This is a genomic window from Aliidongia sp. (assembly GCF_035943795.1).
GTDB lineage: Bacteria > Pseudomonadota > Alphaproteobacteria > ATCC43930 > CGMCC-115725 > Aliidongia.
Window position 1 is genome coordinate 23,982 of sequence record NZ_DASZBY010000124.1, and the last position, 20,160, is coordinate 44,141.

General features: G+C 66.9%; 24 protein-coding genes. 9 read left to right on the forward strand and 15 right to left on the reverse strand.

Features of this window, described 5'->3' with window-relative positions:
* Positions 1-8 precede the first annotated feature (8 nt).
* Genes VGV37_RS24700 through VGV37_RS24710 form a run of 3 tightly spaced genes read right to left on the reverse strand, consistent with a single transcriptional unit; the run spans position 9 to position 1,978 of the window.
* Entirely contained in the window at positions 9-695 is a 687-nt protein-coding gene (locus VGV37_RS24700; RefSeq protein ID WP_326882453.1) for an anti-sigma factor, read from the reverse strand.
* Positions 692-1,384 (reverse strand): sigma-70 family RNA polymerase sigma factor, encoded by a 693-nt coding sequence (locus tag VGV37_RS24705; RefSeq protein WP_326882454.1) that lies wholly within the window; start codon positions 1,382-1,384, stop codon positions 692-694. Before VGV37_RS24705 ends, VGV37_RS24700 begins: the two co-directional genes overlap by 4 nt.
* Positions 1,385-1,411: 27 nt before the next feature.
* Entirely contained in the window at positions 1,412-1,978 is a 567-nt protein-coding gene (locus tag VGV37_RS24710) for a fasciclin domain-containing protein (RefSeq protein ID WP_326882455.1), read from the reverse strand.
* 213 nt (positions 1,979-2,191) lie between these two features.
* Here VGV37_RS24710 and VGV37_RS24715 point away from each other — a divergent pair, with 213 nt between their 5' ends.
* Positions 2,192-2,911: an SPOR domain-containing protein gene (locus VGV37_RS24715; protein ID WP_326882456.1), complete on the forward strand. Its 720-nt coding sequence runs from the start codon at positions 2,192-2,194 to the stop codon at positions 2,909-2,911.
* Positions 2,912-2,917: 6 nt separating this feature from the next.
* Here VGV37_RS24715 and VGV37_RS24720 read toward each other — a convergent pair whose 3' ends face one another.
* On the reverse strand, positions 2,918-3,136 hold the full coding sequence (locus tag VGV37_RS24720) for a hypothetical protein (RefSeq protein WP_326882457.1): 219 nt from the start codon (positions 3,134-3,136) through the stop codon (positions 2,918-2,920).
* Between the two features lie 170 nt (positions 3,137-3,306).
* Between VGV37_RS24720 and VGV37_RS24725 the strand changes: the two genes are divergently transcribed.
* Positions 3,307-3,750 carry a hypothetical protein gene (locus tag VGV37_RS24725; protein WP_326882458.1) on the forward strand — a complete coding sequence of 148 codons (444 nt, stop codon included), beginning with the start codon at positions 3,307-3,309 and terminating at the stop codon, positions 3,748-3,750.
* A gap of 6 nt (positions 3,751-3,756) precedes the next feature.
* On the opposite strand, the gene VGV37_RS24730 is transcribed toward VGV37_RS24725, so the two are convergent.
* The 9 genes from VGV37_RS24730 to VGV37_RS24770 form a co-directional block, all read right to left on the reverse strand.
* On the reverse strand, positions 3,757-4,218 hold the full coding sequence (locus VGV37_RS24730; protein WP_326882459.1) for a molybdenum cofactor biosynthesis protein MoaE: 462 nt from the start codon (positions 4,216-4,218) through the stop codon (positions 3,757-3,759).
* A 4-nt stretch (positions 4,219-4,222) separates the two neighbouring features.
* A complete protein-coding gene (gene moaD, locus VGV37_RS24735) occupies positions 4,223-4,474 on the reverse strand; it encodes a molybdopterin converting factor subunit 1 (protein WP_326882460.1) in 252 nt (83 codons plus the stop codon).
* The gene (gene mobB / locus VGV37_RS24740; protein WP_326882461.1) at positions 4,471-5,004 is read right to left on the reverse strand and encodes a molybdopterin-guanine dinucleotide biosynthesis protein B; all 534 of its coding nucleotides are present in this window, start codon (positions 5,002-5,004) and stop codon (positions 4,471-4,473) included. The genes moaD and mobB overlap by 4 nt, the downstream gene beginning before the upstream one ends.
* An 8-nt stretch (positions 5,005-5,012) precedes the next feature.
* On the reverse strand, positions 5,013-5,621 hold the full coding sequence (pgsA, locus tag VGV37_RS24745; protein ID WP_326882462.1) for a CDP-diacylglycerol--glycerol-3-phosphate 3-phosphatidyltransferase: 609 nt from the start codon (positions 5,619-5,621) through the stop codon (positions 5,013-5,015).
* A gap of 82 nt (positions 5,622-5,703) precedes the next feature.
* Positions 5,704-7,656, reverse strand: a complete 1,953-nt coding sequence (gene uvrC, locus VGV37_RS24750; protein ID WP_326882463.1) for an excinuclease ABC subunit UvrC — start codon at positions 7,654-7,656, stop codon at positions 5,704-5,706.
* A 347-nt stretch (positions 7,657-8,003) separates the two neighbouring features.
* A complete protein-coding gene (gene folB / locus VGV37_RS24755) occupies positions 8,004-8,438 on the reverse strand; it encodes a dihydroneopterin aldolase (protein WP_326882464.1) in 435 nt (144 codons plus the stop codon).
* A gap of 9 nt (positions 8,439-8,447) precedes the next feature.
* Positions 8,448-9,224: an SDR family oxidoreductase gene (locus VGV37_RS24760; RefSeq protein ID WP_326882465.1), complete on the reverse strand. Its 777-nt coding sequence runs from the start codon at positions 9,222-9,224 to the stop codon at positions 8,448-8,450.
* Positions 9,225-9,232: 8 nt separating this feature from the next.
* The gene (uvrB, locus tag VGV37_RS24765) at positions 9,233-11,410 is read right to left on the reverse strand and encodes an excinuclease ABC subunit UvrB (protein WP_326882466.1); all 2,178 of its coding nucleotides are present in this window, start codon (positions 11,408-11,410) and stop codon (positions 9,233-9,235) included.
* A gap of 321 nt (positions 11,411-11,731) precedes the next feature.
* Positions 11,732-12,349 (reverse strand): LysE family translocator, encoded by a 618-nt coding sequence (locus VGV37_RS24770; RefSeq protein WP_326882467.1) that lies wholly within the window; start codon positions 12,347-12,349, stop codon positions 11,732-11,734.
* 174 nt (positions 12,350-12,523) lie between these two features.
* Between VGV37_RS24770 and VGV37_RS24775 the strand changes: the two genes are divergently transcribed.
* The 6 genes from VGV37_RS24775 (at position 12,524) to VGV37_RS24800 (ending at position 18,146) form a co-directional block, all read left to right on the forward strand.
* Positions 12,524-13,063: a peroxiredoxin gene (locus VGV37_RS24775; protein ID WP_326882468.1), complete on the forward strand. Its 540-nt coding sequence runs from the start codon at positions 12,524-12,526 to the stop codon at positions 13,061-13,063.
* Between the two features lie 242 nt (positions 13,064-13,305).
* A complete protein-coding gene (locus VGV37_RS24780; RefSeq protein WP_326882469.1) occupies positions 13,306-13,836 on the forward strand; it encodes a carboxymuconolactone decarboxylase family protein in 531 nt (176 codons plus the stop codon).
* Positions 13,837-14,026: 190 nt separating this feature from the next.
* Positions 14,027-15,229 (forward strand): pyridoxal phosphate-dependent aminotransferase, encoded by a 1,203-nt coding sequence (locus VGV37_RS24785; RefSeq protein ID WP_326882470.1) that lies wholly within the window; start codon positions 14,027-14,029, stop codon positions 15,227-15,229.
* A 104-nt stretch (positions 15,230-15,333) separates the two neighbouring features.
* Entirely contained in the window at positions 15,334-16,305 is a 972-nt protein-coding gene (gene msrP, locus VGV37_RS24790) for a protein-methionine-sulfoxide reductase catalytic subunit MsrP (RefSeq protein WP_326882471.1), read from the forward strand.
* A gap of 81 nt (positions 16,306-16,386) precedes the next feature.
* Positions 16,387-17,673, forward strand: coding sequence for an SDR family oxidoreductase (locus VGV37_RS24795; protein ID WP_326882472.1), 1,287 nt, complete (start codon positions 16,387-16,389; stop codon positions 17,671-17,673).
* A complete protein-coding gene (locus tag VGV37_RS24800) occupies positions 17,670-18,146 on the forward strand; it encodes a DUF2269 domain-containing protein (protein WP_326882473.1) in 477 nt (158 codons plus the stop codon). The genes VGV37_RS24795 and VGV37_RS24800 overlap by 4 nt, the downstream gene beginning before the upstream one ends.
* On the opposite strand, the gene VGV37_RS24805 is transcribed toward VGV37_RS24800, so the two are convergent.
* Complete coding sequence (locus VGV37_RS24805; protein WP_326882474.1) at positions 18,147-19,355, reverse strand: Bcr/CflA family multidrug efflux MFS transporter; 1,209 nt, start codon at positions 19,353-19,355, stop codon at positions 18,147-18,149. It abuts the gene before it with no gap.
* Positions 19,356-19,563: 208 nt separating this feature from the next.
* On the opposite strand from VGV37_RS24805, the gene VGV37_RS24810 reads away from it, so the two are divergent.
* On the forward strand, positions 19,564-19,917 hold the full coding sequence (locus tag VGV37_RS24810) for a RidA family protein (RefSeq protein WP_326882475.1): 354 nt from the start codon (positions 19,564-19,566) through the stop codon (positions 19,915-19,917).
* 51 nt (positions 19,918-19,968) lie between these two features.
* Here the strand turns inward: VGV37_RS24810 and VGV37_RS24815 are convergent, their stop codons facing one another.
* Entirely contained in the window at positions 19,969-20,157 is a 189-nt protein-coding gene (locus tag VGV37_RS24815; protein ID WP_326882476.1) for a hypothetical protein, read from the reverse strand.
* Positions 20,158-20,160 lie beyond the last annotated feature (3 nt).

Here is a 20,160-nt window from a genome sequence, read left to right on the forward strand (position 1 = left end):
GCCGCCCCTCACTCCGCCCGGATCAGGGCGCCGGCATAGACCACGGGACCGGTCGGCTGTCCGGTCGGCGAGCCGCCGGCAGGCTCCAGGCTGACCAGCAGCTGCAGATGGTCGCGTGGCAGATCGGCCGCGGCCACGACATAGGCGCCGGAGGCCGGCAGCACGCCCAGCGAGACCGGCTTCGTCGCCCCGGGAGCCAGTGCCCAAAGCTCCAGATCCTTGCCCGACGGATGATCGGCAGCGGCGAGCGCGGTGATGACCAGAGCGCCGTCGGCCCGGGTTTCGGCGAGCCAGGTCGCGGCCGGGCCCTGCATCGGCGCGATGGCGGCGGCATAGTGGGCGGCAGGAGCGGGCGTCCGCAGCACGACGATGGCGAGCCCGGCAGCCAGCGCCATGGCGGCACCGGTGGCGGCCCGCCAGAAGCCGACGGACTCCAGGCGCCGTTTGCGCAGCGGGACGACGGTCGCCCCGGCGTCGATGCCGGCCTCGATCCGGAGCCAGAGTGCCGAAGGCGGCGGTTCGGGCGGCAGGGCCGCGGCGAGCGGCGTCAGCCGGGCCTCCCAGCGGGCGACGGCCTCGGCCAGCGCCGGATCGCGCTCGATCTCCCGTCGCACCCGCTCGGTCTCGGCGGGCGACAGCAGGCCCAGCACATACTCGGCCGCGCGGCTGTCGAAATCGTCCGGTTCGGCGCTCATGCTTCTAAACACCCGCGAAGGTCCTGCAATCCTCGGCGGATCCACGACTTCACCGTGCCGAGCGGAGTCCTGAGCCGGTCGGCCAGTTCGGCATGAGTGAGGCCGTCGATGAAGGCCATCATGATCAATTGCCGCTTGTCGATCTCCAGCCGCTCCAGACAGCGGTGCAGCGCCGTTCCCTCGCGCTGCTCGGTCAGAAGGGCGAGCGCATCCGGTGCGTCGTCCGCCCGATCGGGTATCTCGTCACCGGTGATTTCGCGGCCGTGGCGGCGAACGAGGTCGAGTGCGCGATAGCGGGCGAGGCTGATCAGCCAGGTCTCGGCGCTGCCCCGTGCCGGATCGAACCGGCCCGCACGCTGCCAGACCTGGAGGAACGCGTCATGGACGGCATCCGCGGCCAGGCTGCGCTGCCGCGTGATGCGCAGGGCCACCGCGTAGAGCTGTGGCGCGCTGCGATCGTAGAGCTGGCGGAACGCCGCGCGGTCGCCATCGGCGCAGCGTCCGAGCAGCGTTTCCAAGGCCGCCGTCCCCGTCGATTGGTTCAATGGATCCTCATGGGCCTCGAGGGCGACCGTCGACCTGCCGCCGATCTTGCCCAATGAGATCGACCGCGAAGCCGCGATGTCCAGGGGGGCATCGCGGAAATCCGCGAGCCGGAATGAAGACGAGCAGCGGGGCATCCCGGCCATGACGCCCCGCCGCCTGCCGTTCCGGCCTCAGGCGCCGGGCATCAGCACCTTGTCGACGACCTGGATCACGCCATTCGACTGGTGCACGTCCGAGATGGTGATGTCGGCCACTCCGCCTTTTTCGTCGCGCACCACCATGTTGTTCGGGCCGTTCGCCATCACGGTCAATTCGCCGCCGGACAGCGTCTTCAGGGTGGCGCTGCCGTGGCCCTTCTGGATCAGCGACTTCAGCTTGGCGCCGGTATAGTCGCCGGCGACGACATGATAGGTCAGGACCTTGGTCAGGGTCGCCTTGTTCTCGGGCTTCAGCAGGGTATCGACCGTCCCGGCCGGCAGGGCGGCGAATGCCTCGTTGGTCGGGGCGAACACGGTGAACGGCCCCTTACCTTTCAGGGCATCGACCAGGCCGGCGGCCTTGACGGCGGCGACCAGGGTCGTGTGGTCGGCGGAATTGACGGCGTTGTCGACGATATCCTTGTTCGGGAACATCTGCTGGCCGCCGACCATGACGGTCGCTTCGGTCGCTGCGCCGGCAGGCAGGGCGACGGCGGCGGTACCGATCAGGGCGAGGGCGGTGAGGGCGGCGAGTTTCATGGTTCCAGCTCCAAAATCACGCGAGGTCATTGCCTCGACCCTGCTGTTACCGGCGGCGCGGCCACCTGGATGCAGCGGAGGCGAGAAATATCGGTGGAGGGCTCGCCCGGAGGCGCGACCGCGCCGTCTCGCGCTCGACCGCGGCGCACCGGGGCCTTAAAGTGTCATCGGGCATCGCCATCGGCGACAGCGGTTTCCGGAGGCGCAAGGGGAATGCAGGGTTGGACCGACCGGACGCTCTCGACGCGGGAGTGGCGCGCGCTGGCGCTTGGCGGGCTCGGTTTTCTGATCGTCGGGATCGGCGTCGGCATCCTGATCGGCCGCTTGACTGCGGTGCCGTTCGACCCGCCGTCGGCATCGGCGCCGATCCTGCCGGAACAGGTAGGGCTGCCCGACGGCAATCCGGCGCTCGGCAGCGTGCCGGAGATGCCAGCGGCGCCGGTCTCCGCCACGCCGGCGCCCGTACCCGTTGTGCCGCCGCCTCCCCCGACCCTGGTCGTGGGCGCGCTTCCGCCGGCCTCGCCGCCGCCGGTTCAGCGGCTGGTGGCGCCGCCGCCCGAACCTGCCGCCGAGCCGCCGACCGCCGTCGGCAATCCAAAGCCGTCACCGGCGGCGCATCTCCCGCTGAAGTCGCAGCCGGCCGTCCGGCCGAAACCAGTCGAGCCGGCGCTACCCGTCGCGGGTCCGCGCTGGATTGTGCAACTGGGCGCGTTCCAGTCGTCCGACCACGCCAATCTGCTGGTGAATACGCTGGCCGCCCACGGCCAGGCGGCCCGTGTCATGGTCGCAAAGAACGCGGCGGGCGAGGACTGGTTCTACGTGCAGACGCCGCCCTATCGCTCGGCGGGCGCCGCCAAGGATGCCGCCCGCGCGCTGGCAGCGCGCGAGCACGTGCCGACATATCTCATCAGGCTACCGGCGGCAGCCGGGTAGAACGCTCTATTCCTGGACGTCCTTGAGTTTGTCGAACGCCTCGAACACTGCTTCCAGGTTCTTGCGATTATCGACCTTGCCGAGGCCGCCTTCTTTGGTCAGCGCCAGTTCGAGAGCCTGGATCAGCAGTGCCGCGACCTCGACGGCTCGCTGCTCGCACGCCTGATGGAACGACATCAGGATCTTGTCACTCAGGCGACGGGTATATTGCGGCAATTCGCTCATCGACGATTCCTCTGAGGCCGCCGCCCAAGCAGGCTGGCCCTGACGACGTCACCGACGATACACTGTCGCTGTCCGCTATTCACTCGGCAAAAAAACGGTTCGACGACGCCCAGGGGAATAGGTCTGATCCCGGCGGAGTCGGTTTCTGGTCGGATGTCGGAGAATGGATCATGCGCGCTCTGGTCGGTTCCGCAATTCTCGTCCTGTTGTGTTCAGCCTGTGTGGCGGCCCCGCCACCCGTTGCCGCGACCGTGACCGATTTCGAGGCCAAGGTCGCGGCCGACGACCCGAATTGCCGGGACTATACCGGCCAGGCGATGATCGACGGCGCACCACAGCCGGTGGTCGGCCGGGCCTGCCGCCAGTCCGACGGGTCCTGGCGGATCGCCGAAGGCACGGCGACCAACCCCAACCAGTTCGTCGCGGTCTATCCGGCCCCATATTATCCGGCCTACTCCCCTGGCTACGGCCTCTATGACCCGTGGCTGTGGGACGCGCCATTCGGCTTCGGCGCCGGCTTCGTGTTCTTCGATCGCCGCTTCCACCACCACGGCTTTCATGGCGGTGGTTTCGCCCATCATGGTGGGGGATGGGGCGGCCATCACCACGGGTGAGTCCGGTCAGCGCGGCGCCGTCTTCCAGCGGTCGGCGGCCGCGTCGTCGCTCGTCTTGGCCGCGACCCATTCGGCGCCGGCCGCGGTCTCCTCGAGCTTCCAGAACGGCGCCTTGGTCTTCAGCCAGTCCATCAGGAACTGGCAGGCTTCGAAGGCGGCCTGGCGATGGGCGGAGGAGACGGCGACCAGCACGATCGGCTCGCCCGGAAGCAATCGGCCATGGCGGTGGATCACCAGCAGGTCCATGACCGGCCAGCGCGTCCGGGCTTCGTCCTCGATCGACGCCAGCTGACGCTCGGTCATGCCGGGATAATGCTCGAGCGTGAGGGCGATCAGCGGTGGCGCGCCCGCCCCGGCGCCACGGACATAGCCGACGAAGCTCGCGACCGCACCGACCGCGATGTCGCCGGTCCCGAACGATCCCAACTCCCGGCCGACGTCGAACGGCGGTTCCTGCAGGCGGATCATGCGGTCAGCCCCCCGTCACGGGCGGGAATAATGCCACCTCGTCGCCGGGCCGAAGCGGATGGTCGGCGCCGACATAATCCTGGTTGACCGCGACCCGCACCACGCGCGGGTCGGCCAGGGCCGCGGCATAGCCGGGACCGAGCGTCGCCAGCCAGGTGACGAGCGCGCCTACGCTCGCGACCTCGGCAGGAGGATCGAGGGTTTCCTCGCCCCGGCCGATACGGGTGCGCAGCCAGGCGAAATAGCGGAGTTTCATGGCGCTCCCTCCCGAAGGGCAAGTGGTGCGGCGTTGGCCAGGATGAAGTCGGCGATCGCGGGCACCGCTTCCAGATCGAAGATCGGCAGCCGGAGCCGGCGCTGCCAGTCCTCGGGCACCGCCTCGTTCAACGCGATCGCCAGCACCGAGGCGTCCTCGGGCCATAGCGGCGCCTTGCCCAGGCTCGGCCGACAGATTTCGAGCTTGGGCATCGGGTGCCGCTTGAAGCCCTCGACCAGCAGCAGGTCGACCGGGCTCATATGGCGCACCAGGTCGAGCAGGCCCGGTTCCGGCGCCTGCCGCAACTCGTGCATCAGCGCCCAGCGCCGGTCGGACGCGACCAGTACCTCCGTGGCGCCGGCCTGGCGGTGCTGCCAGGAATCCTTGCCCGGCTGATCGACGTCGAAATCATGGTGCGCGTGCTTGACGGTCGAGACCGTCACGCCGCGGCCGGTCAGTTCCGGCAGCAGGCGGGCCATCAGGGTCGTCTTGCCGCTGCCGCTCCAGCCGGCCAGAGCGAAGGCGCGCATCCGGGCGCTCAGCCCAGCCCGCCGACCGATTTTCCGGGAACGTGCGGGGCGGGCGCGGTTTCCGGCTCGCCCATGTGCTTCATGCCATGGCGCAGATAATCGTAGCCTGTGACCAGGGTCAGCAGCGCCGCCAGCCACAGCAGGGTCTCGCCGATGAAGCCCATGGGCAGGAAGGCGGGGCCGGCATCGCCGATCAGCAGCACGCCGATCGCCACCATCTGGATACCGGTCTTCCATTTGGCGAGCCGGCTGACCGGCACGCTGACCCGCAGGCCCGCCAGGTATTCGCGCAGGCCCGATACCAGGATCTCGCGCGCCAGGATGATCAGCGCCGGCATCAGGGCGGGCGTGCTCAGCCGATCGAAGGCGACCAGCATCATCAGGGTGATCGCGACCAGCAGCTTGTCGGCGATCGGGTCCAGGAAGCGGCCGAAGGCCGACATCTGCTTCCAGCGCCGGGCGAAATGGCCGTCGAGATAGTCGGTGACGCAGGCCAGCGCGAACAGCACCCACGCGGTCCAGTTGCCCCAGGGATAGGGCAGGTAGCAGGCGGCGACCAGAAGCGGGATCACCGCGATCCGCGAGAGGGTCAGAAGATTGGGCAGCGTAAAAACCATCGAAACCGTCCGGGGCCTGCTTCAGGCAAACTCAGCATATCCGCGACATGTATATAGGTGTACGGCGCCGACCGCGCGCATCCTAGTCGTCCGCGTGGAAATGGTCGTAGATTTTTTTCGCAACCGTCTTCGATATGCCGTCGACCGCTTCGAGATCGAGCTGGCCGGCGCGCGCCACCGCTTTGGCCGAGCCGAAGTGATGCAGCAGCGCCTTCTTGCGCCCTGGACCGATGCCGGCGACCTCGTCGAGCGGGGAAACGGTGATCGCCTTGGTCCGGCGCGCCCGGTGGGTGCCAATGGCGAAACGGTGTGCCTCGTCGCGCAGGCGCTGCAGGAAATACAGCACCGGATCCTTTGGCTCGAGCGAGAAGGGCGCCTGGCCCGGCACGAAGAACCGCTCGCGCCCGGCATTGCGGTCGGGACCCTTGGCGATCGCGACCAGTTGGACGTCGTCGATGCCCAGTTCCACGAACACTTCCTCGACCACGCTCAACTGGCCCGGGCCACCGTCGATCAGCACCAGGTCCGGCCATTGGCCGCCCGTGCGCTCGGGGTCTTCCTTCTGCGCGCGCCGGAAGCGGCGGGTCAGGACTTCGCGCATCATGGCGTAGTCGTCGCCCGGCTTGAATTCGGTCCCGGCCGGCGCGCCTTCGCCACGGATGTTGAATTTGCGATAGGCCGACTTCATGAAGCCTTCGGGCCCGGCGACGATCATCGCGCCGATCGCGTTCGTGCCCTGGATGTGGCTGTTGTCATAGACCTCGATTCGGCACGGCGGCGCGTCGAGGCTCAGCGCCGCGGCGACGCCGACCAACAGCTTCTGCTGGGTCGAGCTTTCGGCGAGCCGTCGTCCGAGCGCCTCGCGCGCATTCGCCATGGCATGCTCGACCAGCTTCTTCTTGTCGCCGCGCTGGGGCATCAGCAGGGTCACCTTGCGGCCGGCATGAGTCGAGAGCGCCTCGCCCAGCAACTCCGCTTCGGCTGGATCGTGGCTTAACAGCAGGAGCGGCGGCGGTGGCTTGTTGTCGTAGAACTGGCCGATGAAGGCGGCCAGCACCTCGTCGATCGCCAGCGCCCGGTCGTGACTCGGGAAATAGGCCCGGTTGCCCCAGTTCTGCCCGGCGCGGAAGAAGAACACCTGGATCGAGGTATGGCCGCCCTCCTGGTGGGCGGCGATCACGTCGGCGTCGACCAGGCCCTCGACGTTGATGTCCTGGTGCGCCTGGATGTGGGCCAGGGCGCGGATACGGTTGCGGATCACCGCCGCCGTCTCGTAATCGAGCTGGTCGGCCGCCTCGGTCATGGCGGTGACCAGGCGGGCATTGATCTCTCGGCTGTGGCCGGTCAGCACGGCCCGTGCCTGGTCGACCAACGCCAGATAGTCCGCATTGCCGATCCGATCGACGCAGGGCGCCGAGCATCGCTTGATCTGGTACTGCAGGCACGGCCGCGTCCGGCTCTGGAAGATCGAGTCGGAGCAGGAGCGCAGCAGGAAGGCGCGATGGAGCGCGGTGATCGTCCGGTTGACCGCGCCGGCCGACGCGAAGGGCCCGAAATACTCGCCGCCCTCGTTGCGGGCGCCCCGGTGCTTGGTCAATTGCGGCACGGCATGGGTCGAGCGCAGGTGAATGTAGGGGAATGACTTGTCGTCCCGAAGCAGCACGTTGTAGCGCGGCATCAGGGTCTTGATCAGGTTGATCTCGAGAAGCAGCGCCTCTACTTCGGTATGGGTTGTAACGACCTCCATCCGTGCCGTCTCCGCAACCATTCGGCGAATCCGGTTCGACAGGCCGACCAGCTGCGTATAGTTCGTGACCCGGTTTCGAAGGTTGCGCGCCTTGCCGACATAGAGCACGTCGCCCACCGCATTCACCATGCGGTACACCCCTGGACTGCCGGGCAGGGTGCGGACCGTCTCGCGGATGACGGCGACGCCGGACGCGATCGCGCCGTCGGGCGGCAGTTCGGCTTCGAGCTCGAACTTCTGGCTTTCGGTCGCGACTTTTTCAGGCGGTGGTTCCGGCCTTTCGGCCATCGTCGGCTCCCGTTCCCCAGGCTTGCTGGAGTTCTTCAGTATTTCGTCACGTCGCTGACATGTATCCACGGAATCTGTGGATAAGTTTGTGGGCAAGGTCCGGAAATAGACGCAGACACCGCACCAAGCCTAGGGATTCAAGTCGCTGATTAAAAAATAGGCAAAAGCTTCAACATATTGATTTTCTTGTATATTTTTCTTGTCAACGGAAATGACCGGTTCGGAATAACGCCGTTGCCGACGAGATCGGCTCTTGTACGCTCCGGCGAAATCGGCTGTGAACAACTGGCCCTCTTGAAAAAGGCCCTGCGACATCCTGTCGAGCCAGGAGTCAAGCGGCAATCGCTTCAGGAATTGTGACGGACGATGGCGATGCCGACGCTCGCGACATCCTGATAGACATCCAGTTTCTCGATCTGCACCCGGGCCGTCCGGATGCGCGGATCGGCCAGGCACAGGCCGGCGACGCGTTCGGCCAGGGTCTCGATCAGGCGTACATGGCCCGTGTCGACGATGCGCCGGACGGCCGAAATGATCTCGTCATAGCAGACGACGTTGCGCAGATCGTCCGCGATCGGCTGGGTCGCTTCTAGCACGTCGAGGTCGAGATTCAACCGCACGCGCTGCTTGTGTTCGTGCTCGTGGGCATGGACGCCGATCGAACAGGTCATCACCAGGTCCCGCACGAAGACGCGGCGCAGTTCGACTGGCGGCGGCGAGGCTTTCTCGGCGGGGGCGGCAGGCAGGATGGTATGCGTGGGCTTGCGGATCGTCTCGGACATCGGATTTCTCTAATCGACGACGGAGAGGGTTTGCTTGGGCTGGGCCCAGCCCAGATGCTGGCCACCGTCGAGGGCCAACATTTGCCCGGTCATGGCCCGGGCCTGCAACAAGAACCACACGGCTGCGACGATCTCTTCCGGCGAGGTGCCGTGGCCGAGCGGCATGTCGGCGCATTGCTGGGCGAATTGCGCCGCGGTCTGGTGGGTCGAGGCCAGGGTCGGTCCCGGCCCGATGCCGTTGACCCGGATGCGCGGCGCCAGCGCCAGCGCCAGGGTCTGGGTCAGGGTCCAGAGCGCCGCCTTGCTGACTGTATAGGTCACGAAATGCGGCGTCAGGTTCCAGACCCGCTGGTCGAGCAGGTTGACCACTGCACCCTCCGCCGTCTCGGGCAGGTGGCGGGCGAATTGCTGGATCAGCACGAAGGGCGCGCGGAGGTTCGCTTCCATGTGCCGGTCCCACCCGGCGCGCGTGGCGCTTTCGGCCGAGTCGTATTCGAAGCTCGACGCGTTGTTGACCAGCACGCCGATCGGACCCAGCGCCGCCGTAGCGTCGGGGATCAGCCGCTCGACCGCCGCCTCGTCGCCGAGGTCGGCCTGGAGCGCCACGGCTTTGCCGCCCGTTGCCGCGATCTCGCCGACGACGTCGCGGGCCGCCTCGGCCGAACCCTTGTAATGGACCGCGACGGCAAAGCCGCGGGCGGCCAGGTCGAGCGCTATCGCCCGGCCGATGCGCTTGCCGGCGCCGGTAACGAGGGCGGCGCGGGGGAGGTGCGGGGACAGGGACATCGGGTGCTTCAAGGTCCTTGGCGTCGGCGGCCGCGCGCCTTGTTCCGGGCGGCGTCGCGGGGATGGCTGCCGGACTTGCCGCCGGTCGAGCGGCCCGCCTGGGTCGGGGCGGCATAGCGGGCACCGGTCTCGGCCAGGCCGGGTACGGCGGAGGCCGGCATGCCCAGGTCCATCTGTTCCAGCCGCTTGATCTCGTCGCGCAACCGCGCCGCCTCTTCGAATTCCAGATCGGCCGCGGCGCCGCGCATGCGCTTTTCCAGGTCGGCCAGCACGGCCTTCAGGTTCGAGCCGGCATAATGGTTGGCCGGGGCGTCGCCCAGGCCGACGGTCAGGCTGTCCTGCGCATAGACCGAATTCAGGATGTCGCCGATCCGCGTCTTGATGCTCTCGGGCGTGATGCCGTTGGCGGCGTTGTACGCCTGCTGCTTCTCGCGCCGCCGCGAGCATTCGTCCAGCGCCTGCTGCATGCTGTTGGTGATGCGGTCGGCATAGAGGATCGCGCGGCCCTCGACGTTGCGCGCCGCACGGCCGATGGTCTGGATCAGCGAGGTGCGTGAACGCAGGTAGCCTTCCTTGTCCGCGTCCAGGATCGCGACCAGCGCGCATTCCGGAATGTCCAGCCCCTCGCGCAGCAGGTTGATGCCGATCAGCACGTCGAACGCACCCAGGCGCAGGTCGCGGATGATCTCGATCCGCTCCAGGGTCTCGACGTCGGAATGGATGTAGCGCACGCGGATGCCGGCTTCGTGCATGTACTCGGTCAGCGCTTCGGCCATCTTCTTGGTCAAGGTCGTGACCAGCACGCGCTGGCCCTTGGCCGCGCACTGCTTGCACTCGTCCAGCAGGTCGTCGACCTGGGTCTCGGTCGGGCGGATGATGCAGACCGGATCGATCAGCCCGGTCGGGCGCACGACCTGTTCGGTGAACACGCCGCCGGTGCGCTCCAGCTCCCACGGGCCCGGCGTCGCCGACACGAAGATCGACTGGCCGCGCATGGCGTCCCATTCCTCGAACTTCAGCGGGCGGTTGTCCATGCAGGACGGCAGGCGGAATCCATACTCCGACAAGGTGGATTTGCGCATGAAGTCGCCCCGATACATGCCGCCGATCTGGGGCACGGTGACGTGGCTCTCGTCGATGATGATCAGCGCGTCGTCCGGCAGATATTCGAACAGGGTCGGCGGCGGTTCGCCGGCCTTGCGGCCCGACAGATAGCGCGAATAATTTTCGATGCCGGCGCAGGACCCGGTCGCGGCCATCATCTCGATGTCGAAGGTGACGCGCTGCTCCAGCCGCTGCGCTTCCAGCAGCTTGTTCTGCGCATACATCTCGGCCAGCCGGTCCTTCAGCTCGACCTTGATCAACTCGATCGCCTGGTTCAGCGTCGGCCGCGGCGTCACGTAATGGCTGTTCGCATAGATGCGGACTTCCTTCAGCGCCTGGATCTTCTCGCCGGTCAGCGGGTCGATCTCATGGATCGACTCGAGTTCGTTGCCGAACAGCGACACGCGCCAGGCACGGTCCTCGTAATGGGCCGGGAAGATCTCGATCGTGTCGCCGCGCACGCGGAACGCGCCGCGCTGGAAACCCATGTCGTTGCGCTTGAACTGCAGTTCGACCAGCTGCGACAGCAGCAGGGTGCGATCGACCTGCATGCCGGTCTTCAGGTCGACGACCATGCGCGAGTAGGTCTCGACCGAGCCGATGCCGTAGATGCAGGACACGCTGGCGACGATGATCACGTCGCGCCGCTCGAGCAGGGAACGGGTGGCGCTGTGGCGCATCCGGTCGATCTGCTCGTTGATCGAGCTTTCCTTCTCGATATAGGTGTCGCTGCGCGGGACGTAGGCTTCCGGCTGGTAATAATCGTAGTAGGAGACGAAATACTCGACCGCGTTGTCGGGAAAGAAGCTCTTCATCTCGCCGTAGAGCTGGGCCGCGAGTGTCTTGTTCGGCGCCAGGATCAGGGCGGGGCGCTGCAGCTTCTGGATCGCGTGGGCGACGGTGAAGGTCTTGCCGGAGCCGGTGACCCCCAGCAGCACCTGCTCGCGTTCGCCCTTGACCAGGCCGCCGGTCAGTTCGGCGATGGCGTTGGGCTGGTCGCCGGCCGGCACGAAATCCGAGACGAGACGGAAATCGGCGGGAATATCGGCGAGCGGCTTTTGGACGGTCGGCACAGGCGGCATGGCGCAGAACATAATGCGACCGCCGCCCGGACGCCAGGGGCGAAGGTTCGGGGCAGGCTTGCTTAAGGCTGCCTCATGCCGCCTGCTGCCGGATTTTCAGCTATTCGGAGAGGCGCCTGAGAACTTCACGGGGTTCCACCACGATCTCGCGTGCCAGCCTGCACTGCCGCAGATCATCGGCAGTGCAGACCGTCACGGCAAAACCAGCGGACGTTTCGGTCAAAATGAGCGAATCGCCCGCTTTGACAGGGAGACGAGCGAGCGCTTCCCGCGGAAGAACAACGCCGAGCGCATCGCCGATGGCCACTACCTCAAGCTTGACTACTGCCGCGTCGCTACGACGACCGCCGTGCCGGCGATGATGGCGCCGCTGCTGCGGTTGACCAGCCGCATGGCGCGGGCCGAGCGGAACAGGCCGCGGGCGCGGCCGGCGAGCGTGACGTAGACGGCGAACACGACGGCCAGGACCAGGGTCACCACCGCGCACAGCTCGGCGAAACCCACCAGGCCCAGCTGGGCGACGTCGATCAGGTTGGGCACCAGGGCCAGGTAGAACAGCATGGTCTTCGGGTTCGACAGGCCCATGGCGAGGCCGCCGAACACGCCGCGCCATCCCCCCTTCGACGCCGGGATCTCTCTGGAATCCAGCGCCGTGGCGGGCGCGGTCCACATCCTGATCGCCATGTAGGCCAGGTAGGCCGCACCCAGGTATTTCAGCACGACCATCACCTGATGCGCCTCGGTCGCCAGCGCCACGGCGCCGAATACCGAGCAGGCGAGCCAGACGAGGTCGCCAAATACCAAGCCGACGAGCAGCGGCAGGATATTCGCCGGCCCGCGCGCCAACACGCGGGCGACGAGCGCGATGATGGTCGGGCCGGGCATGGCCCCGGCGATCGAGATGGCGAGGGTGAAGCTGAGCAGCGGCCAGAGGGACATCGGAACGGCTCCAGGAGGCGGAGAGGCGCGGAGCATCCCATTGCGCCCATCGGCATGCCAGCGATGTTTATGCTGCAGCGCACTTGACCGAACGCATGGCGGGGCCTATCTCCCATCTGCGTTCGCTTCTTAGAAGCGTTCTAAATTAGTTTCCCTGCGCTGAGGATGCCCCAGATGTTGACCGTTGGCGATCGCTTTCCCGATTTCGCTCTCACCGCCGTCGGCAATGCCGACCCCAAGACCGCGTTCAAGGACGTGACCAACGCCAGCTATGCCGGCAAGTGGCTGGTGGTGTTCTTCTGGCCGAAGGACTTCACCTTCGTCTGCCCGACCGAGATCATCGGTTTCGGCGACATCAACGGCGAGTTCGCCGACCGCGACGCCCAGCTGCTCGGCGCCTCGACCGACAGCGATTTCGTGCATCTCGCCTGGCGCGAGAGCCGTGAGGACCTGGGCAAGAGCCCGTTTCCCTGGCTGTCGGACATCAAGCGCGAGTTGGCGACCTCGCTGGGCGTGCTCGACAAGAACGCTGGCGTGGCGCTGCGCGCGACCTTCATCGTCGATCCGGACGGCATTATCCGCTGGGCCTCGGTGAACGACCTGTCGGTCGGCCGCAACCCGCAGGAAGTGCTGCGCGTGCTCGACGCCCTGCAGACCGACGAGCTGTGCCCGTGCAATCGCTCGGTCGGCGGCGAGACGCTCCAGGCGGCCTGATCCGGCCGGATGCTCCCGGTCCTGATGGCAGGGCCGGGAGTATTTCCCCGTATTTCAGCCGGGGCTGCTCTTTGCCGATGATGTAACCCTCTTCCGCGGTCATGGTGGCTCGAAAACGCGTCCGTGTCTTCAAGCGCAATTCCGTCGGAGACGCGTGGATCCCCGGGTCAAGCCCGGGGATGACGGCGAGGGGGCATCTGAGCAACGACACCCGCTCCCCGGCACTTCCAAGGAATTTCCCCATGTCGATCGACTCGTTGAAGGCAGCCCTGCCGGACTACGCCAAGGACCTGAAGCTCAACATCGGTTCCGTGCTGACGGCACCCGGCCTGACCGAGCAGCAGGTCTGGGGCACCGCCGTGGCTTCCGCGATCGCGTCGCGCAACGAAACCGTGCGTGATGCGATCCTGGCCGAAGCCACGACCAGGCTCACGCCCGCAGCACTCAACGCCGCCAAGGCCGCGGCCGCGATCATGGGCATGAACAACATCTACTATCGTTTCGTGCACCTGGCTTCGGCCCCCGACTACAAGACCATGCCGGCCAAGCTGCGCATGAATGTCATCGCCAACCCGGGGGTGGATGCGGTCGATTTCGAGCTCTGGTCGCTCGCGGTCTCGGCCATCAACGGCTGCGGCATGTGCATCGACGCCCATGAGCACGAGATCGTCAAGAAGGGCGCCAACCGCGAGGCGATCCAGAACGTCGTGCGCATCGCCAGTGTGATCCACGCGATCGCGGTGACGCTCGAGGGCGAGAAACTGGCGGCTTAGTTTCAGCCGCAATCGAGACCTGCGCATCGGCGACCATTCCCATGATCGATGCGCAGGGCAGGTTTTGTTGCCTGGGCTCGGCCATCGGCATAGGGTTCGGTGCCTCGCGCCCGGATGCCGGGGGACGAAGATCGTCCTTCGGTCGAATCGGGGTGCCGGCATGAATTCCCATGAAGCCGGACCCCGCCCGATGTCGTTCCTCGCCAAGCGCCTCGCCCGTATCAAGCCCTCGCCGACCATCGCCATCAATACGCTGGCGCAGGAGCTCAAGGCCGCCGGCCGCAACGTAATCGGCCTGGCCGCCGGCGAGCCGGACTTCGATACGCCTGCCCATATCGCCGCCGCCGGCATCAAGGCGATCGAGAGCGGCGACACGCGCTATACCGCGGTCGACGGCACGCCGGCGCTGAAGAAGGCGATCTGCGCCAAGTTCAAGCGCGAGAACGGGCTCGAGTACCAGCCGAACCAGATCACCGTCGGCACCGGCGGCAAGCAGATCCTGTACAACGCCTTCGTCGCTACGCTCGACCCGGGCGACGAGGTCATCATCCCGGCGCCGTTCTGGGTGTCCTATCCCGACATGGTGGCGCTCGCCGAGGGCGAGCCGGTCGCCGTGCCGTGCGGCCAGAATTCGAACTTCAAGCTGACGCCCGAGGCGCTGGCCGCTGCGATCACACCCCGGACCAAGTGGCTGCTGCTGAACTCGCCGTCGAACCCGACCGGTGCCGCCTACAGCGCCGCCGAGCTGCGCGCGCTGGCCGATGTGCTGCTCGATCATCCCCATGTCTGGGTGCTGACCGACGACATGTACGAGCACCTGCTGTACGACGACAACGAGTTCGCGACCATCGCCCAAGTCGAGCCGCGCCTGATCAACCGCACGCTGACCATGAACGGCGTGAGCAAGGCCTATTGCATGACCGGCTGGCGCATTGGCTACGCCGCCGGCCCGGTCGAGCTGATCAAGGCCATGGCGATGGTGCAGTCGCAGTCGACCTCGAACCCGAGTTCGATCAGCCAGGCCGCCTCGGTCGAGGCGTTGAACGGCCCGCAGGATTTCATCGCCAAGCACAACGAGAGCTTCGTCGCGCGGCGCGACATGGTCGTGGCCATGCTGAACGAGGCCAAGGGCATCCATTGCACCAAGCCCGACGGCGCGTTCTACGTCTATCCGTCCTGCGCCGGCACGATCGGCAAGCAGACGCCGGCCGGCAAGGTGATCGAGACCGATACGGATTTCGCGACCTACCTGCTCGATGCCGAGGGCGTCGCGGTGGTGCAGGGCACGGCGTTCGGCCTGGCACCGTATTTCCGCATCTCCTATGCGACCTCGACGGAAGTCCTGAAGGACGCTTGCACGCGCATTCAGCGCTTCTGCGCTTCGCTGGTCTGACCCTGCCGTTGCGGCCTCCCGCCGCGCACACCGATTGGTGATTTGCCCGGCGGGGGATACCGTCCTATCTCCCTCGGCAGGGTAGGTTGGACGAAGGTGTCGGCATGTTGATCAAGCGCAACCGCGGCTGGGAAATTCCCGAACGGGAGGCGACGCCCGAGGCGTTGTTCCTGGACCGGCGCAGCGTGCTCAAGGGCGCCGTCGCCGGCGGCTTCATGGCGGCGAGCGGGCTCGGCACCGCGGGCCGCGCGCTCGCGGCGGGCGAGCCCGATCCGTCGATGGCGCTCTATCCGGCCAAACCGAACCCGGCTTATACGCTCGATCGGCCCGTGACCGCCGAGAAGCTGGCGACCGGCTACAACAACTTTTACGAATTCGGCACCGACAAGGACATCGTTGCCTCGTCTCAGGCGCTGAAAGTCCGGCCTTGGACGGTGAAGCTCGACGGCATGGTCGAGAAGGAACAGACGCTCGCCATCGACGACCTGTTCAAACAGGTGCAGTTCGAGGAACGGCTCTATCGCCATCGCTGCGTCGAGGCCTGGTCGATGGCCGTGCCCTGGACCGGCTTTCCGCTGAAGGCCCTGGTCGAGATCGCGAAGCCGACGTCGGGCGCCAAATACCTGCGCATGGAGACATTCGAGGATTCCTCGGTGGCGCCGGGCCAGAAGCAGTTCTGGTATCCCTGGCCCTATGTCGAAGGCCTGACCATGGCCGAGGCGACGAACGACCTGTCCTTCATCGTCACCGGCGTCTATGGCAAGCCGTTGCCGACCCAGAATGGCGCACCGCTTCGATTGGCGACCCCGTGGAAATACGGCTTCAAGTCCGTCAAGTCGATCGTCCGCTTCAGCTTCGTGGCCGAGCGGCCGAAGACCATGTGGCAGACCCTGGCCGCCGACGAGTATGGCTTCTGGGCGAACGTCAACCCCGACGTGCCCCACCCGCGCTGGAGCCAGGCGACCGAACGGTTCCTCGGCCAGAGCGGCCGCCGCCCGACCCTCATGTTCAACGGCTATGCCGAGCAGGTCGCCGACCTGTACAAGGGGCTCGAGGGCGAGAAGCTGTATATGTAGGGCGCGACACCGCGGTCCGTTGCCAGTTCGCGGTGGAGTAGACTAGAAATCGGCGTCTGCCGCCGCGCGAGTCCGTCCCGCATGCAAGTTCTTTTGACCGGCGCCAACGGATTCATCGGCCGCTATATCATGGCCGCACTCATGTCTGCGGGTCATCACGTCGTACCGGCGGTGCGCCGCCCCGCGGAGATCGATCGGCTATTGCCGGCGCCGGCCGCGATCCGCGTCGACATGAACCGGGATGTCCGGCCGGAAGACTGGCAGCCGCGGCTCGCCGGCATCGATGCCGTGGTCAATTGCGCCGGTGTGCTGCAAGGACGGCCGGGCCAATCAATCGGGGCGATCCATGAGGAGGCGCCAAAGGCGCTGTTCGAGGCCTGCCGACGCGCGGAGGTGCGCCGAGTCATCCAGATCTCGGCCATCTCTGCCGAGCCGGCCGCCGACACGGCCTATGCCGCGACCAAGTACGCGGCGGATCGGCATCTGGCCGGACTGGACCTGGACTGGGTCATCCTGCGGCCGTCGCTGGTCTATGCGCCGGGCGCGTTCGGCGGCACGGCGCTGTTCCGGGCGCTGGCGGCCCTGCCGGGGTTCGTGCCACTGATCGGTGCGGGCGACCAGCCGTTCCAGCCGATCCATATCGACGACCTGACAGCGACCATCCTTCTCCTGTTGCAGGATCGATCGATCAACCGGGTCGTGATCGATCCGGTCGGGCCGGAGCGGGTGAGCTTGCGCGAGGTTCTGGTCGATCTTCGTGCCTGGCTCGGCTTGCCGCCGGCCCGGATCATCCCGATGCCGCGCGGCTTGGTGGCCTTCGCAGCCCGGCTCGGCGATCTGGCCGGCGGGCCGATCAGCACGACGGCGCTGAAGCAGCTGGATTTCGGCAATGCGGGCTCGCCAGACGCCTTCGTCGCCGCGACCGGCATTCGGCCCCGGGGTTGGCGCGCGGCACTGCTCGCCAGTCCGGCGCAGTGGCAGGACCGCTGGCACGCCCGGCTCTATTTCGTGCGGCCGTTGCTGCGCGGATCGCTGATTCTGACCTGGCTCGGTTCCGGCATCGTCGGACTGATGCAGCCGGTGGCGCAGCTCGAGCCCCTGCTGCAGCGGCTCGGGTTCGCCGGACCGGTTGGTGCCGGCATGGCCATCGGCTTTTCGCTGGTCGACCTGGCGATTGCCCTGGCGCTGACGCTGCGCTGGCGACCCGCCATCACCATGGTTGCCCAGCTGCTGGTTGTGCTCGGCTATACCGTCGGCCTCGGCCTGCTGGCACCGGGGCTTTGGACCGACCCGTTCGGCCCGCTGCTCAAGAACCTGCCGATCGTCGCGGCCATCCTGGCCCTGGGCGCATTGGAGACCGATCGGTGAGCGGCCTCTACGATCTGGTCAAGACCGTTCATATCCTCAGCGCCACGGTGTTGTTCGGCACCGGGCTCGGCACGGCGTTCCACATGTGGTCGGCCCATCGCGCCGGCGATCCGCGCACGATCGCGGCCGTCGCGCGCAGCACGGTTCGGGCGGATTTCTGGTTCACGACACCAGCCGTCGTGCTGCAGCCGGCGTCCGGGATCGCCTTGATCCACCTGTCCGGCATTGCGCCCGCAACCTCCTGGTTGGCGGCCGCCTACGGGCTCTACCTGCTGATCGGTCTGTGCTGGTTGCCGGTCGTGTGGCTGCAGGTTCGCGCCCGGAATCTGGCGATGAGCGCCGCGGCGAACGGCGCGCCACTGCCAGCCGAATACCATCGGGTCATGGGCCTGTGGTTCGGCCTCGGCTGGCCGGCGTTTCTAGGAACCATGGCGATCTTCTGGCTGATGGTGGCGAAACCCGATCTCTGGTGATCAGTAGAACCGCCGGACCAGCGCCAGGTTGAAGATGGCCGACGCGATGCCGCAGGTGCAGATGACGCCGGCGAGCGGGACGGCGGTGCCGTTGGCGAGGGAGCCCACCGCGGAGCCGGCGATGGCGCCGAACGTGAATTGCAGGGCGCCGCTCAGGGCCGAGGCCGATCCTGCAATCTCCGGTATGATCGACATGCCGCCGGCCATGGCGTTGGCGGCGATCATGCCGGTCAGGCCCATGAACAGGAACAGCAGGCTAGCGATGGCGACCAGGCCGCCGACCCCGGTCACGGCGAAGCCCAGCAGCGCCAGGCCGACGGCGGCGGCGAGCAGGCAGCCCATGCGCAGCACCCGGTCCGTGCCGAACTTCAGCACGACCCGACTGTTGATCGTGTTGACGATGATCATGCCGACGATGTTGACGCCGAACAAGTAGCCGTAGTTCTCCGGCCGTACGCCGAACAGCTCGATATAGACGAACGGCGTGCCCGAGACATAGGCGAACATGCCGCCGTAGATGAAGGACGAGCACAGCGCATAGCCCAGGTAGCGGCGGTCGGTCAGCAACCGGCCATAGCTGCGGATCATGCCGCTGAGCCGCGAGGCCTGTCGCCGGTCCGCCGGCAGGGTTTCGGGCAGGCTGATCAGGCCCGCGAAAGCGACCACGACGAAGCAGGCCTGAACCCAGAAGATCGTGCGCCAGGTGCCGACCAGCAGGATGTGGCCGCCGAGGATCGGCGCCACCATCGGCGCCACGCCCATGACCAGCATCATGAGCGACAGCACGCTCGCGGCCCGGTCGCGCCCGAACACGTCGCGTACCATGGCGCGCGCCAGCACCGGTCCGGCACAGGCGCCCAATGCCTGCACGAAACGCCAGATGGCGAGGTGCCCGATGTCGTTGGTCAGGCTGCAGCCGATGCAGCCGATGCCGTAGAGCAGGATGCCGGCGGCGACCGGCCGGCGCCGGCCCAGCCGGTCGGCGAGTGCGCCCCAGACGATCTGGCCGACGCCGAAACCCAGAAAGAAGGCCGACAGCGACCATTGCACCTTGTCCTGGCCGACGTCGAACGCGAGCCCGATCGCCGGCAGGGCCGGTAGATACATGTCGATCGCCATGGGGCCGAAGCACATCAGCACGCCCAACGCCGCGATGAACAACGGGCCGGGATTCGCAACGCGCGATCGGGCCTCGAGACCTGCCGACATGGGAACCGATCCAGGTGAGGTAAGATTGCTAAGCAATTCAAAGTCGGAAAACTCGGGCCGCCGCGCAAGCGGGCTTGTCGGCATGGCTGCCCTGAATTCGTCGGACTATTGGTGGTCTTCTTCCGGCGATCCGAGGCTTGCCGCCGAAGGCAATCCCGGGCACATCTCAGGCTGCGGCAGCGTCCGCATTCATCTGGAGATTTTGAGAATGGCGAAGCTCACGCGCATCGGTGTCGGCCCCCGGCTCTGCGAGGCGGTCATCCATGGCGACATCATCTATCTGTCGGGCCAGGTCGCCGGCAAGGCCGCGGGACAGTCGGTCGCGGCACAGACGGCCGACATCCTGGAGCAGATCGACGGCATCCTCGCCGGCGCCGGCACGGACAAGACCAAGATCATCGAGGCGACGATCTGGATCGCCGATATCGCGACCTTCGCCGAAATGAACTCGGTCTGGGACAAGTGGGTACCACAGGGCAACACGCCGGCGCGCGCCTGCGTCGAGGCCAAGCTGGCGCGGCCAGACCTGACCGTCGAGATCCGCGTCCACGCGGCGATCTGACCGATGGCATTCTCCGTCGCGCCCCCGACGAGGTCGCGACGGAGGCTACGCCTAATCGTCGGACGCCTGCATCTGCAGCGCTTCGAGAAACTGGACGACCCGCGGGATCTCGCCGACCGGCAGTTGCACCGTGCATTCGTCACCGGATTTGAACTGCAGGCAAAACTCGATCTCGCGGCCATCCTCGATGACGATGCCGCGATTGATATGCTTGAACCGGCCTAGGATCTTCTTCGACATCGC

Coding starts and splice junctions, on each gene's coding strand:
- VGV37_RS24715 (WP_326882456.1), top strand. CDS start 2,192: ATGCAGGGTTGGACCGACCGGACGCTCTCGACGCGGGAGTGGCGCGCG.
- msrP (WP_326882471.1), top strand. CDS start 15,334: ATGTTGATCAAGCGCAACCGCGGCTGGGAAATTCCCGAACGGGAGGCG.
- VGV37_RS24785 (WP_326882470.1), top strand. CDS start 14,027: ATGTCGTTCCTCGCCAAGCGCCTCGCCCGTATCAAGCCCTCGCCGACC.
- VGV37_RS24780 (WP_326882469.1), top strand. CDS start 13,306: ATGTCGATCGACTCGTTGAAGGCAGCCCTGCCGGACTACGCCAAGGAC.
- pgsA (WP_326882462.1), bottom strand. CDS start 5,621: ATGGTTTTTACGCTGCCCAATCTTCTGACCCTCTCGCGGATCGCGGTG.
- VGV37_RS24720 (WP_326882457.1), bottom strand. CDS start 3,136: ATGAGCGAATTGCCGCAATATACCCGTCGCCTGAGTGACAAGATCCTG.
- folB (WP_326882464.1), bottom strand. CDS start 8,438: ATGTCCGAGACGATCCGCAAGCCCACGCATACCATCCTGCCTGCCGCC.
- VGV37_RS24705 (WP_326882454.1), bottom strand. CDS start 1,384: ATGGCCGGGATGCCCCGCTGCTCGTCTTCATTCCGGCTCGCGGATTTC.
- VGV37_RS24725 (WP_326882458.1), top strand. CDS start 3,307: ATGCGCGCTCTGGTCGGTTCCGCAATTCTCGTCCTGTTGTGTTCAGCC.
- VGV37_RS24770 (WP_326882467.1), bottom strand. CDS start 12,349: ATGTCCCTCTGGCCGCTGCTCAGCTTCACCCTCGCCATCTCGATCGCC.
- VGV37_RS24775 (WP_326882468.1), top strand. CDS start 12,524: ATGTTGACCGTTGGCGATCGCTTTCCCGATTTCGCTCTCACCGCCGTC.
- VGV37_RS24710 (WP_326882455.1), bottom strand. CDS start 1,978: ATGAAACTCGCCGCCCTCACCGCCCTCGCCCTGATCGGTACCGCCGCC.
- VGV37_RS24795 (WP_326882472.1), top strand. CDS start 16,387: ATGCAAGTTCTTTTGACCGGCGCCAACGGATTCATCGGCCGCTATATC.
- uvrC (WP_326882463.1), bottom strand. CDS start 7,656: ATGGCCGAAAGGCCGGAACCACCGCCTGAAAAAGTCGCGACCGAAAGC.
- VGV37_RS24700 (WP_326882453.1), bottom strand. CDS start 695: ATGAGCGCCGAACCGGACGATTTCGACAGCCGCGCGGCCGAGTATGTG.
- mobB (WP_326882461.1), bottom strand. CDS start 5,004: ATGCGCGCCTTCGCTCTGGCCGGCTGGAGCGGCAGCGGCAAGACGACC.
- VGV37_RS24815 (WP_326882476.1), bottom strand. CDS start 20,157: ATGTCGAAGAAGATCCTAGGCCGGTTCAAGCATATCAATCGCGGCATC.
- VGV37_RS24730 (WP_326882459.1), bottom strand. CDS start 4,218: ATGATCCGCCTGCAGGAACCGCCGTTCGACGTCGGCCGGGAGTTGGGA.
- moaD (WP_326882460.1), bottom strand. CDS start 4,474: ATGAAACTCCGCTATTTCGCCTGGCTGCGCACCCGTATCGGCCGGGGC.
- VGV37_RS24760 (WP_326882465.1), bottom strand. CDS start 9,224: ATGTCCCTGTCCCCGCACCTCCCCCGCGCCGCCCTCGTTACCGGCGCC.
- VGV37_RS24810 (WP_326882475.1), top strand. CDS start 19,564: ATGGCGAAGCTCACGCGCATCGGTGTCGGCCCCCGGCTCTGCGAGGCG.
- uvrB (WP_326882466.1), bottom strand. CDS start 11,410: ATGCCGCCTGTGCCGACCGTCCAAAAGCCGCTCGCCGATATTCCCGCC.
- VGV37_RS24805 (WP_326882474.1), bottom strand. CDS start 19,355: ATGTCGGCAGGTCTCGAGGCCCGATCGCGCGTTGCGAATCCCGGCCCG.